This is a genomic window from Streptomyces sp. NPDC018029, assembly GCF_044327655.1.
Lineage (GTDB): Bacteria > Actinomycetota > Actinomycetes > Streptomycetales > Streptomycetaceae > Streptomyces.
Genome location: NZ_JBIRFV010000003.1, coordinates 838,318 through 850,125 on the forward strand (window position 1 = coordinate 838,318; position 11,808 = coordinate 850,125).

At 70.0% G+C, this 11,808-nt stretch carries 14 protein-coding genes; 7 read left to right on the forward strand and 7 right to left on the reverse strand.

Annotation, left to right across the window (positions count from 1 at the left end; all coding sequences use genetic code 11):
* Positions 1 to 52 precede the first annotated feature (52 nt).
* Together ACH4D5_RS12390 and ACH4D5_RS12395 are read left to right on the forward strand one after the other, a co-directional pair.
* Complete coding sequence (locus ACH4D5_RS12390; protein ID WP_150172272.1) at positions 53 to 427, forward strand: F0F1 ATP synthase subunit epsilon; 375 nt, start codon at positions 53 to 55, stop codon at positions 425 to 427.
* A gap of 144 nt (positions 428 to 571) precedes the next feature.
* On the forward strand, positions 572 to 1,021 hold the full coding sequence (locus ACH4D5_RS12395) for a DUF2550 domain-containing protein (RefSeq protein ID WP_398301239.1): 450 nt from the start codon (positions 572 to 574) through the stop codon (positions 1,019 to 1,021).
* 74 nt (positions 1,022 to 1,095) lie between these two features.
* Here ACH4D5_RS12395 and ACH4D5_RS12400 read toward each other — a convergent pair whose 3' ends face one another.
* The 3 genes from ACH4D5_RS12400 to ACH4D5_RS12410 all read right to left on the reverse strand — a co-directional run bounded on the left by ACH4D5_RS12400 (position 1,096) and on the right by ACH4D5_RS12410 (position 4,996).
* Complete coding sequence (locus ACH4D5_RS12400; protein WP_398301241.1) at positions 1,096 to 2,964, reverse strand: glycosyl hydrolase family 18 protein; 1,869 nt, start codon at positions 2,962 to 2,964, stop codon at positions 1,096 to 1,098.
* A 194-nt stretch (positions 2,965 to 3,158) separates the two neighbouring features.
* Positions 3,159 to 3,809, reverse strand: a complete 651-nt coding sequence (locus tag ACH4D5_RS12405) for a response regulator (protein WP_398301243.1) — start codon at positions 3,807 to 3,809, stop codon at positions 3,159 to 3,161.
* Positions 3,806 to 4,996 carry a sensor histidine kinase gene (locus tag ACH4D5_RS12410; protein ID WP_398301245.1) on the reverse strand — a complete coding sequence of 397 codons (1,191 nt, stop codon included), beginning with the start codon at positions 4,994 to 4,996 and terminating at the stop codon, positions 3,806 to 3,808. Before ACH4D5_RS12410 ends, ACH4D5_RS12405 begins: the two co-directional genes overlap by 4 nt.
* Positions 4,997 to 5,161: 165 nt before the next feature.
* On the opposite strand from ACH4D5_RS12410, the gene ACH4D5_RS12415 reads away from it, so the two are divergent.
* The gene (locus ACH4D5_RS12415) at positions 5,162 to 5,740 is read left to right on the forward strand and encodes a hypothetical protein (RefSeq protein WP_398301247.1); all 579 of its coding nucleotides are present in this window, start codon (positions 5,162 to 5,164) and stop codon (positions 5,738 to 5,740) included.
* An 11-nt stretch (positions 5,741 to 5,751) separates the two neighbouring features.
* Here the strand turns inward: ACH4D5_RS12415 and ACH4D5_RS12420 are convergent, their stop codons facing one another.
* Together ACH4D5_RS12420 and ACH4D5_RS12425 are read right to left on the reverse strand one after the other, a co-directional pair.
* Complete coding sequence (locus tag ACH4D5_RS12420) at positions 5,752 to 6,324, reverse strand: cob(I)yrinic acid a,c-diamide adenosyltransferase (RefSeq protein WP_398301250.1); 573 nt, start codon at positions 6,322 to 6,324, stop codon at positions 5,752 to 5,754.
* 14 nt (positions 6,325 to 6,338) lie between these two features.
* Complete coding sequence (locus ACH4D5_RS12425; RefSeq protein WP_398301252.1) at positions 6,339 to 6,581, reverse strand: DUF6411 family protein; 243 nt, start codon at positions 6,579 to 6,581, stop codon at positions 6,339 to 6,341.
* 171 nt (positions 6,582 to 6,752) lie between these two features.
* Between ACH4D5_RS12425 and ACH4D5_RS12430 the strand changes: the two genes are divergently transcribed.
* Entirely contained in the window at positions 6,753 to 7,976 is a 1,224-nt protein-coding gene (locus tag ACH4D5_RS12430; protein WP_398301254.1) for a phosphatidylserine/phosphatidylglycerophosphate/cardiolipin synthase family protein, read from the forward strand.
* Between the two features lie 3 nt (positions 7,977 to 7,979).
* Here the strand turns inward: ACH4D5_RS12430 and ACH4D5_RS12435 are convergent, their stop codons facing one another.
* Positions 7,980 to 8,735 (reverse strand): ABC transporter permease, encoded by a 756-nt coding sequence (locus ACH4D5_RS12435; protein ID WP_398301256.1) that lies wholly within the window; start codon positions 8,733 to 8,735, stop codon positions 7,980 to 7,982.
* A gap of 29 nt (positions 8,736 to 8,764) precedes the next feature.
* Entirely contained in the window at positions 8,765 to 9,547 is a 783-nt protein-coding gene (locus ACH4D5_RS12440) for an ABC transporter ATP-binding protein (protein WP_398301258.1), read from the reverse strand.
* 71 nt (positions 9,548 to 9,618) lie between these two features.
* Between ACH4D5_RS12440 and ACH4D5_RS12445 the strand changes: the two genes are divergently transcribed.
* The 3 genes from ACH4D5_RS12445 to ACH4D5_RS12455 all read left to right on the forward strand — a co-directional run bounded on the left by ACH4D5_RS12445 (position 9,619) and on the right by ACH4D5_RS12455 (position 11,776).
* Positions 9,619 to 10,260, forward strand: a complete 642-nt coding sequence (locus ACH4D5_RS12445; RefSeq protein ID WP_398301260.1) for a TetR/AcrR family transcriptional regulator — start codon at positions 9,619 to 9,621, stop codon at positions 10,258 to 10,260.
* 147 nt (positions 10,261 to 10,407) lie between these two features.
* The gene (locus ACH4D5_RS12450) at positions 10,408 to 11,256 is read left to right on the forward strand and encodes a 3-hydroxyacyl-CoA dehydrogenase family protein (RefSeq protein ID WP_398301262.1); all 849 of its coding nucleotides are present in this window, start codon (positions 10,408 to 10,410) and stop codon (positions 11,254 to 11,256) included.
* Between the two features lie 196 nt (positions 11,257 to 11,452).
* Positions 11,453 to 11,776: an STAS domain-containing protein gene (locus ACH4D5_RS12455; protein WP_030792181.1), complete on the forward strand. Its 324-nt coding sequence runs from the start codon at positions 11,453 to 11,455 to the stop codon at positions 11,774 to 11,776.
* The last annotated feature ends 32 nt before the right edge of the window (positions 11,777 to 11,808 follow it).

Below are 11,808 nucleotides of genomic sequence, written 5' to 3' on the forward strand. Positions count from 1 at the left end.
ATTTGACCCAACACCCGGCTGAACCGCCGGGTGGTGACCCGAGGAGCCACTCTTGGCTGCTGAGCTGCATGTCGAGCTGGTCGCAGCGGACCGCAGTGTCTGGTCCGGTGAGGCCACCCTGGTCGTCGCGCGCACCACGTCCGGCGACATCGGCGTCATGCCCGGTCACCAGCCGCTGCTCGGTGTGCTGGAGTCGGGCCCGGTGACCATTCGTACGAGCGACGGCGGCACGGTCGTGGCCGCCGTCCACGGAGGATTCATCTCCTTCGCGGACGACAAGCTGTCGCTGCTCGCCGAGATCGCGGAGCTTTCCGACGAGATCGACGTCAAGCGTGCGGAGCGGGCGCTGGAGCGCGCGAAGTCGGAGGCCGACGCCTCCGCCGAGCGGCGCGCCGACGTCCGACTGCGTGCGGTGGCGACGCGCTGACCCCAGCGCGCGGCGTAACGTGACTCAGCCGCGGCCAGGTCCGGGAAGGTTCCGGACCGGGTCGCGGCTGAGGCAATGCGGGTGCAATGTATTGGTCCGTTGTCGGCCCGTCGGCCGACAGTAGAGGCGAGGAGGTCGGTGCCGATGATCCTCACTCTGCTCGTGTGCGGACTTGCTTTGATCGTGCTGGTTCTGGTGGGGCTCTTCGTCTTCGGACTGCGGCGCCGGCTGATCCAGCGTTCCGGCGGCACCTTCGACTGCTCCCTGCGCTGGGACGCCCCGGAGAAGGGCGACACGTCCGGCAAGGGCTGGGGGTACGGGGTCGCCCGCTACAACGGCGACCGCGTCGAGTGGTTCCGCGTCTTCTCGTACGCTCCCCGGCCGCGCCGGGTCCTCGAGCGCTCCGCCATCGAGGTGGTGGACCGCCGCGCCCCGGACGGCGAGGAGGAGCTGGCCCTGCTCTCCGACGCGATCGTCCTGGGCTGCCTGCACCGTGGCGTCCGCCTGGAACTGGCGATGAGCGAGGACGCACTGACGGGTTTCCTGGCGTGGCTGGAGGCGGCACCTCCGGGCCAGCGCGTGAACGTGGCGTAGTACTTCCCGTACGGCATGAAGAAGCCGGGAAGACAGGGGGCGATCCTGTCTTCCCGGCTTCGTATCCGGGACGGCTACTTCAGGCCGTCATTGATGGCCGACACCAACTCTCCGTTGGCCGTATCCCCACTGAACTCCCAGAAGAAGGCCCCACCAAGCCCCTGCTCCTTGGCCCAGGCCATCTTGGAGCGAACGGTCGACGGCGTGTCGTAAGACCACCAGTTGCTGCCGCAGTGGGCATAGGCGGTACCGGCGACCGTGCCGTTAGAGGGGCAGGAGTTCTTGAGGACCTTGTAGTCCTCGATGCCCTGCTCATACGTGCCCGGCGCGGGCCCCGTAGCCGTGCCGCCCGGCTCCTTCTGGGTGACGCCGGTCCACCCGCGGCCGTAGAAGCCGATGCCGAGCAGCAGCTTGGAGGCGGGCACGCCCTTGGCCTTGAGCTTGGCGATGGCGGCCGCGGAGTTGAAGCCCTCCTGCGGGATGCCCGGGTAGGACGTGAGCGGCGAGTGCGGTGCCGTCGGCCCCTTCGCCGCCCACGCGCCGAAGAAGTCGTACGTCATCACGTTGTACCAGTCGCTGTACTGCGCGGCGCCGCCGTAGTCCGCGGAGTCGATCTTGCCGCCGCTGGAGGCGTCGGCGGTGATGGCGGCGGTGACGAGGTTCTTCGCGCCGAACTCGGTGCGGAAGGCCTGCATCATGTTCTTGAAGACGGCCGGGCCCGACGTGTCGCAGGACAGACCGCAGGCGTTCGGGTACTCCCAGTCCAGATCGATGCCGTCGAAGACGTCGGCCCAGCGCGGGTCCTCGACCAGGTCGTGGCAGGACTTGGCGAAGGCCGCCGGGTTCTTCATGGCGTCGGTGAAGCCGCCGGACCAGGTCCAGCCGCCGAAGGACCAGAGGATCTTGATGTTCGGGTACTTGGCCTTGAGCTTGCGCAGCTGGTTGAAGTTGCCGCGCAGCGGCTGGTCCCAGGTGTCGGCGACGCCGTCGACGGACTGGTCGGCGGTGTAGGCCTTGTCGATGGCGGCGTAGGAGTCGCCCATGGTGCACTTGCCGCCCTGGACGTTGCCGAAGCTGTAGTTGATGTGCGTGATCTTCTCGGCGGAGCCGGAGGTCGCGATGTTCTTCGCGTGGTAGTTGCGCTGGTAGACGCCCCACTCGGTGAAGTAGCCGAGCTTGACCTTGTCGCCGGGGCCGGGGCCCGGGTCGCCGCCGCCGGTGGTGCGGACCTTGACGGCGCCGCTGGCGGGTCCCGTCTGGCCTGCGGTGTCGCGGGCCTGGACGGTGTACGAGTAGTCGGTTCCCTTGGTCAGTCCCGTGTCGGAGTACGAGGTCTCCGTCACCGTCGCGACCTTGGCGCCGTCGCGCAGGACGTCGTAGTTCTTGACGCCCTTGTCGTCGGTGGCGGCCTTCCAGTCGAGCTTGACCGAGGTGTCGGTGATGCCGGAGGCGGTCGGGGTGCCGGGGGCGCTCGGCGGGTTGTCGCCGGGGACGCCGCCGCCGTCACAACTCGCGCCGTTCAGCTCGCAGTTGGAGGGGGCGCCGGAGCCGGTGCCGTTGAAGCCGAAGGAGACCGAGGCGCCGGGGGCGAGCGTCCCGTTCCAGCCGAGGTTCTTGGCGGTCCAGCGGTTGCCCGAGTTGGTGACGGTGGCGTCCCAGGCCGACGTCACCCTGGTGCCGGTGGGGAAGTCCCAGGCGACGTTCCAGGAGCTGATGCTCGTGGTGCCGGTGTTCTTGATCGTCCACTTGCCCTCGAAGCCGCTGCCCCAGTCCTGGGTCTTGGCATACGTGGCGGTGGCCTCGGGGGCGGCGTCGGGTGCCGCCTCGGCGGAGGAGCCGAGGGCGACCAGGGTGGCGAGCGGGAGCAGCAGCGTGGTGACGCCCGCCACGGCCTTGTGTCTGAATTTGAGTCTCGAGCGGTTGGTGCTCTTCTTGAAGCGCACGAGGTGCTCCTCGGGTGAGATCCGGGGGTCTTAGGGGTTGGGACCCTGCGCCGCCCGTGAGCACGTGGACACGTGGGGGAGTGCTCACCGCAGTGCGGTGAGAATAGAAAGGTCTGGACCAACGGTCAAGAGGTCTGAACCAATGGCCGAATCACGACGGTCCACGGCGCCGCTCCGAGCGGTTCACCGCCGGCTCAGACCCCCAACTCCTGCGCCAGGACGGCCGCCTGCACCCGGCTGCGCAGTTCCAGCTTGCCCAGCATCCGGCTGACGTGCGTCTTCACCGTCGCCTCCGCCATGGAGAGGCGGGCCGCGATCTCCGCGTTGGACAGTCCCTCACCGATGCAGGACAGGACCTCGCGCTCGCGGCGGGTGAGGCCGTCCAGGACGGCGGGGTCCGGCGCGTTCTCCCCGCGTACCGCCTTCGAGGGGGCGGCGAACTCGGCGATCAGGCGGCGCGTGACGGCCGGCGCGATCAGGCCCTCGCCGCGCGCGACCGTGCGGACCCCTTCGAGGAGGTCCTTCGCCTCCGTGTTCTTCAGCATGAACCCGGAGGCGCCCGCGCGCAGCGCCCCGAAGACGTACTCGTCGAGGTCGAAGGTGGTGAGGACCAGGACGTCCGCGAGGCCCTCGGCGACGACCTGCCGGGTCGCCGCCACCCCGTCGAGACGTGGCATCTGTATGTCCATCAGGACCAGGTCGGGACGGAGTTCGCGGGCGAGCGCGACGGCCTCCTCGCCGTCCGCCGCCTCGCCGACGACCTCGATGTCGGACGCGCTGCGCAGGATCAGGACGAGTCCCGCGCGCACGGCTGACTGGTCTTCGGCGACCAGTACCCGGATCATTCCTTGGCTCCTTCGTCGGCGGGGTCGACGGGCAGGGTCGCAAAGACGTTCCAGACCTTGCCGTCGGGGCTGCTCTCGGGGCCCGATTCAAAGGTGCCGCCGAGCAGTTCGGTGCGCTCGCGCATGCCGACGAGGCCGGCGCCCGAGCCCGGGGCGCGCGGCCCCGAGGGATCTCCGTAGGGGCTGGTCACGCGGACCGTGAGGGCGCGCGGCTCCTGGACCAGGGACACGGTGACGCGGCCGGGCGACGCGTGCTTCAGGGCGTTCGTCAGGGACTCCTGCACGATCCGGTACGCCGCGAGCTCCACCGGTGTGGGCAGCTTCGGGCCGTCCGGGGTGCGCGCGTCGTCGAGTGTGACGTCGAGGCCGTTCGTGCGGGCGGTGGCGACGAGGGCGCCGAGGCCGTCCAGGGTGGGCGCGGCCGCGGGCTCCAGGTCGCCGCTGTGATCGCGGAGGATGCCGATGAGGCGGCGCATCTCGGCCAGCCCCTCGACGCTGTTCTCCCGGATGACGGCCAGCGCGTCCTTGCTGGTCTTCGGGTCGTCCAGGGAGAGCGCGGCCGTGGAGTGGATGGCGATCGCCGAGAGGTGGTTGGCGACCATGTCGTGCAGTTCGCGGGCCATCCTGGCGCGCTCGGCGCCGACGGCCTGGGCCCGGTCCATCTCCGCCAGGAGCGCGGTCTGCTCGGCCCGCAGCTTCGCCGCCTCGGCGGCCTCGCGGTGGTTGCGCACGAGGACGCCCGTGGTGGCGGGCGCGAAGGAGACCACGCCCGTGACGAAGCCGATGAGGACGGCCTCCGCCTGCTGGAACCAGGCGAGGAAGCCGAGGGTGACCGCCACCGTCACCAGGCCCGTGGTGACGGGGATGCGCCGGGCCGCGGCCGGGGTGCCGTACACGACGGCCGCGTAGACGATGTCCGTGAACATCAGGATCGACGCGAGGTTGCCCGATGTGAACTGGTCGGCCACCAGCGCGATCGTGCCGCAGGTCAGGGCGGTCTGCGGCCTGGTGCTGCGCAGCAGTTCGAGCCCGGCGAGGACGAGGAGCGGCAGCAGCGACCAGTGGCCGCCGAACGGCCTGCCTCCCTGGGAGTGCAGCCCAAGCGCCTCCAGCATCAGCCCGCAGAACAGGCTGGCCGCGGCGATCTGCACGTCGACGCGCTGCGGGCGGGGAAGGGACAGGGCCATGGGTCCATCCAACACGGCGCGGCGGGCCCCTGCCTGATCCTGAGGGAGGAACCGTCCGCTACATCGAAGGATGCAGTCCCACATCGTCACTGACGACGACGATCAGCGGCCTCCGGAACGCGAGCCTTGAAGGGTGACCGGGGAAGCGAACACAAGGAGAGCGCCGTGATCGTCGCGCTGATCGTCATCTGCGAGGTCGGCTTCTGGGTGCTGCTCGCCGCCGGGCTCGCCCTGCGCTACTGGGCGAGGATGCCGCGTACGAGCGTCGCCGTCCTGCTGTGCGAGCCGCTGCTCGAAGTCCTGCTGTTCGTCGTCACCGCGATCGACCTGAAGAACGGCGCCGAGCCGGACTGGAAGCACGGCCTCGCCGCCGTCTACATCGGCTACTCGATCGCGCTCGGCCACTACACGATCAAGTGGGTGGACGTCCGCGTCGCCCACCGCTTCGCGGGCGGCCCTGCCCCTTCGACCCCGAAGTACGGCACCGCCCGCGCCGTCCACGAGTGGAAGCTCGCCGCCCGCTGGATCCTCGCCGCGCTGATCGCCATGGCCCTGCTGCAGGGCGCGGTCTGGTACGTCGGCGGGGACGGCGAGATCTCGTCGCTGCGGATGTGGCAGCAGAAGATGCTGTGGGTGATCGGCATCAACGTCCTCGTCGCCGGGACGTACACGCTCTTCCCGAAGAAGGGCCCGGGACCTGCCCCGCGGGAGCGGGACGAGGACCGGCCCCTGACGAAAGCCTGAGAGCGAGGGGCCTAGCGCTCGCCCCCCGGCACCCACAGCACGTCCCCTACCTCCTTGTTGGCCGTGCGGGCCAGGATGAAGAGGAGGTCGGAGAGGCGGTTCAGGTAGGTCGCGGTCAGTGGGTTCATCACCTCTCCGTGCGTCTCCAGGGCCGCCCATGTGGACCGCTCGGCCCGGCGCACCACCGTGCACGCCTGGTGCAGCAGCGCCGCGCCCGGCGTGCCGCCCGGCAGGATGAAGCTGCGGAGCTTCTCCAGGTCCTCAAGGAAGCGGTCGCAGTCCGCCTCCAGCTTGTCGATGTAGCTCTGCTCGACGCGCAGCGGCGGATACTTCGGGTCCTCGACGACCGGAGTGGAGAGGTCGGCGCCCACGTCGAAGAGGTCGTTCTGGACCCGGACGAGGACCTTCACGACCTCCTCGTCGAGGCTGCCGAGCGCGATCGCCGTGCCGATGGCCGCGTTGGCCTCGTTGGCGTCGGCGTACGCCGCGATCCGCAGATCGGTCTTGGCGGTGCGGCTCATGTCCCCGAGGGCCGTCGTCCCCTGGTCGCCGGTCCTGGTGTAGATGCGCGTCAGATTGACCATGCGGGACAGCGTAGTCAGAACGGCATGCGGCCCCGGGCACGGCGGCCGGCGGAGCCGCTGCGGCCCACCGCCTTGGAGCTGCTGCGGAAGGGCTTGCTGAAGATCCGGCCCAGGATGCCGGGGGCCTTGCCGCCGGCGCGCGAACCGGCTCCCAGGGTGCGCTGGGTGCCGCGTTCGGGGTGCCGGGAGAGGCGGGGGACGAGGAAGGCGAGGACGGCCAGGACGACGCAGACGGCGACGATACCGACAACCATCATGACGGGCTCCTTGAGGTCGGGTACGTCTGCCGTGTGCCCCCGCAGCGACGGCCCATGCGGCGCCCGCGGCCCGCCCGCGGGGCGGGGGTACAGTCGGCTCGCCGCTCAGCCCGTGCCGGACCGGGCGCCGCGGCCCGACGTTTCCTCGTCGTGTTCCGGCCAGGGAATGTCATGACCCGTACGCAGGAGTCCGCCGAGCCGGCCTCGGACGCCACCGGAGCGCCCGGCCGCCCGGCGGTACCGGATCGCGTCGCGCGGATACGGCGGCGCCTGGAGCGGCTGATCGGCATCGCGGCGACCGAGGGCAACGCGCTGACCGTCCTGCGCAACGGCGACGAGATCTTCACCGCCATGCTGGCCGCGATCCACTCCGCCGAGCACACGGTCGACATGATGACCTTCGTCTACTGGAAGGGCGACATCGCCCGCCGGTTCGCCGACGCCCTCGCGGAGCGGGCGCGCGCCGGGCTGCGGGTGCGGCTGCTGCTCGACGGCTTCGGCAGCCGGCTGATCGAGGACGAGCAGTTGCGGGTGATGGAGCGGGCCGGGGTGCAGGTGACGTGGTTCCGCAAGCCGCTGCATCTGTCGCCCCTCAAGCAGAACCACCGCTGTCACCGCAAGGTCCTCGTCGTCGACGAGGAGACCGCCTTCACCGGCGGGGTGGGCATCGCCGAGGAGTGGTGCGGCGACGCCCGTAACCCCGGCGAGTGGCGCGACACCCACGTCGAGGTGCACGGCCCCGCGGTGGACGGCATCGCCGCGGCGTTCGCGCAGAACTGGGCCGAGTGCCACGGCGAACTCTTCGACGACCGGGACCGGTTCATCAGGCACCGCCCCCAGGGCGACGCCGTCGTGCAGGTGGTGCGCGGCTCGGCCAGCTTCGGCTGGCAGGACATGCAGACCCTGATCCGCGTCATGCTCGAGTCCGCCGAGGAACGCTTCCGTCTGGCCACGGCCTACTTCTCCCCGGACGCGTACTTCGTCGAACTGCTCTGCGCCACCGCGCGGCGCGGGGTCGAGGTGGAGATCGTGCTGCCCGGGCCGCACACCGACAAGCGGGTCTGCCGGCTGGCCGGGCAGCACTACTACGAGGACCTCATCGGCTGTGGGGTGAGGATCCACGAGTACCAGCCGACGATGATGCACGCCAAGGTCATCACCGTCGACGGCGTCGCCGCGCTGATCGGCTCGACCAACTTCAACCGGCGCTCCCTCGATCACGACGAGGAGGTCATGCTCGCCGTCCTGGACCAGGAGTTCACCGCGACGCTGGACGGGCACTTCGACGACGACGTGCGGGCCAGTGAGCTGATCCGGTTGGGCGGGTGGAAGAGACGTTCCCTCCTCCAGCGGGCCCGTGAGGTGAGCGTCCGGCCCATTCGCCGGTTCCTGTGAGGCCTAGGCCCCGGTCCGCTGAAAGACGCGTGTACCCACCGTCACGGACAGCATGACGAACGCGAGGGCCATCAGGACGCCGTACAGCATCGTCGTGGTCGCGTACTCCCCGACGTATCCCGCGCGCACCGCGTCGACCAGATAGCGGAACGGCATGAAGTGGGAGACCACGTCCAGCCAGGTGGGCGCGAGGGCCATCGGCAGCATGAGCCCCGACAGCAGCATCGAGGGCATGCTCACGGCGTTCACGGCGGGCCCGAACTCGTGCGCCTTGGAGACCTTCATGGCCAGTGCGTACGAGAGGGAGGCGAGCCCCGCGGTCAGCAGCGCCACGAACGCGAAGCCGATGAGGATGCCGCCGAGCGGCGCCCTGAGCCCCATCGCCAGCGCGGCGAGCACGAGCAGCACGGCCTGGAAGACGAAGAGCGCGGCGTCGCGCAGGATCCGGCCGAGGAGCAGCGCGAGACGGCTGACGGGCGTCACCCGCATCCGCTCCACCACGCCGAACTGCTTCTCGATGATGAGCGCGAAACCGCTGAACGTGGCGCCGAAGAGGCCCAGTTGCAGCAGCAGCCCGGGCACGAGCACCTGCCAGGAGTCGCCCTGCGAGCCGAGCGGCAGATCGGTGAGGAGCGGGCCGAAGAAGAGCAGGTAGAGCAGGGGAGTGAGGACGCCGAAGAGGATCTGGAACTTGGAGCGGAGGGTCTGCCGGGCGTACCGCCCGAAGATCAGCGCGGTGTCGGAGAGCAGTGCAGGCATGGTGGGGGTCCCGGATCGGTGCGTGAAGGTCAGACGGCGACGGGGGTCGTGTCCGCGGGGGCGATGTCGCGCCCGGTGATGGCGAGAAAGGTGTCCTGGAGCGTGGCGTCGATCGAGCCGCCGTACTGGAGCTTGAGGGCGCTCGGCGTGCCGTCGGCGACGACGACGCCCCGGTCCACGACGACCAGGCGGTCGGAGAGCGCGTCGGCCTCGTCGAGGTAGTGCGTGGTGAGGAAGACCGTCGTGCCGTGCTCGTCGCGCAGCCGCCTCACCAGCTCCCACAGGTCGGCCCGGCTGCCCGGGTCCAGGCCGGTGGTCGGCTCGTCGAGGAAGAGCACCTCGGGCCGGTGGGTGAGCCCCATGGCGATGTCGAGCCGCCTGCGCTGGCCGCCGGAGAGCGCCGCGCAGGGACGTTCGAGCAGCTCGGTGAGGCCGAGGTCGTGTGCCAGCTCGTCGGCGCGGGCCTCGGCGCGGGACTTCGACAGGCGGTAGAGCCGCCCCTGGGTGACGAGCTCCTCGCGTACGGAGACGCTCAGGTCGACGCCGCCCGACTGGGCCACGTACCCGATCCTGCTCCGGACGCCGGCGGGGTCCCTGGCCAGGTCGCAGCCCGCGACGGTGGCGGCGCCGCCGGTGGGCGCGAGCAGCGTGGTGAGCATGCGCAGCGTGGTCGTCTTGCCCGCGCCGTTCGGCCCGAGGAAGCCGAGGATCTCGCCGGGCTGTACGCGCAGGTCGATGCCGCGCACGGCTTCGACGGGGCCGCCCTTGGTCTGGAAGGTCCGGGCGAGCCCGGAGGTGCTGATGATTGCCATGGCGTCCACAAAAACAGAGTCTCTGAAATTTTGCAATCGCCCCAAAATTTCAGAGACCCTAGGATGGGGCCATGAGTGAGGGACTGAGGGAGCGCAAGAAGCGGCAGACGAAGCAGCGGATCTCGGACATCGCGACCGGGCTCTTCCTGGAGCGGGGCTTCGGCGCGGTGACCATCGCGGAGATCGCGGAGGCGGCGGACGTCTCCGTCAACACCGTCTACAACTACTTCCCGGCCAAGGAGGACCTGTTCCTCGACCGGGGCGAGGCCGTCGTCGACCGCCTCTCCGGCTATGTGCGCGGCCGCCGGGCGGGGGAGTCCGCCGCGGCCGCCGTCCTGCGCGAGCTGCGCGCCGACGTGGAGGGCGTCTCGCCCGGCATCGGGCTCTTCCCCGGCTGGGCGGACTTCATGAAGGTCATCACCGAGGCGCACGCCCTGCGCTCCCGGCTCTGGGCGATCCAGCAGGAAGCGCTCACGCACCTCACGAAGACCCTCGCCGAGGAGACAGGGGCCGCCGCCGACGACCCCCTGCCCGGACTGATCGCGGGTCAGCTCTCCTGGCTCCACAGCACGCTCATGGCCTGGATCGGCGACGAGATGTCCAAGTCCCGCGAGCCCGCCGAGGTCTCCCGGGAAGCGCTCGTGCTGCTCGACGAGATGGAGGACCTGCTCGGCGAGAAGGTCCTCAACTACGCGGTGCGCGCCGCCCGGTGAGGCGTACCAGTGTGATGTCCGTCATTTGAGACGTGACGCGCATCTCTTCACCGCCACAGGCGCGCTCACGACCGCTAACGTGCGCCGGAGAGGCATACGTGAACAGCGTGTGAGCCAAGCGAGACAAGCGGTAGGGGAGTCGGAACAGTGGCACGGAAGCTCGCCGTCATCGGAGCCGGACTCATGGGGTCCGGCATCGCTCAGGTCTCCGCCCAGGCGGGCTGGGACGTCGTCCTGCGCGACGTCACCGACGAGGCACTGACCCGGGGCACCGACGGGATCAAGGCGTCCTACGACAAGTTCGTGAGCAAGGGCAAGCTCGCCGCCGACGACGCCGAGGCCGCGCTCGCGCGCATCACGACGACCACCGACATGGACGCCGTCGCCGACGCCGACATCGTCGTCGAGGCCGTCTTCGAGAAGCTGGAGGTCAAGCACGAGATCTTCCGCACGCTCGACAAGCTCGTGCGCGACGACGCCGTGCTCGCCTCCAACACCTCGGCCATCCCGATCACGAAGATCGCGGCCGTCACGGAGCGCCCGGAGCGCGTCGTCGGCGCCCACTTCTTCTCGCCCGTCCCGATGATGCAGCTCTGCGAGCTCGTGCGCGGCTACAAGACCAGCGACGAAACCCTCGCCCGCACCCGGGAGTTCGCCGAGTCGGTCGGCAAGACCTGCATCGTCGTCAACCGCGACGTCGCCGGCTTCGTGACGACCCGGCTGATCTCCGCGCTCGTCGTCGAGGCCGCCAAGCTCTACGAGTCGGGCGTCGCCACCGCCGAGGACATCGACATCGCCTGCAAGCTCGGCTTCGGCCACGCCATGGGCCCGCTCGCGACCGCCGACCTCACCGGCGTCGACATCCTGCTGCACGCCACCGGCAACATCTACACGGAGTCCCAGGACGAGAAGTTCGCGCCGCCGGAGCTGATGCGCCGGATGGTTGACGCCGGTGACATCGGGCGCAAGAGCGGGCAAGGGTTCTACAAGCACTGAACCAGCACTGACGTACGCCGTCTGACGCCCCGTCGGGTGCTTTGCCACCCGGCGGGTCACCCCTCGGAGTGAATTCGGTATCGGTTCGCTTACAGACGGCAACTTCCTCGCCCACGCGGCAGTCAGTTGCAGTGACATACGCAGACGCCCTACGTATCGGGCGTCACAGCAGACACAGCACTCTCGGGGAGCGCATATGCACATCAGGGGCGACCAGGCCCAGCTGGTCGTCGGGGGACGCCTCGACGTACGCAGCGCGGCGGACGCCCGCACGGTCCTGCACTCGGCCGTCGACGACGGCGCCGGCGACCTGGTGCTCGACCTGTCCGAACTCGACTCGTGGGACGCCACGGGACTCGGCGTCATCATGGGCGCGCACCGCCGCGCCGGGCGGTGCGGACGCAGGCTCGTCCTGCGCCACGTGCCACCGCAGATGCAGCGCCTCCTCGTGGCGACCCGGCTCCACCGGATCCTCGCCATCGAAGGCGGCATCGGTGTCGAATCGCTCCCCAGAGCCTGAACGATCCTGAACCGCACCTCACGCACAATCCT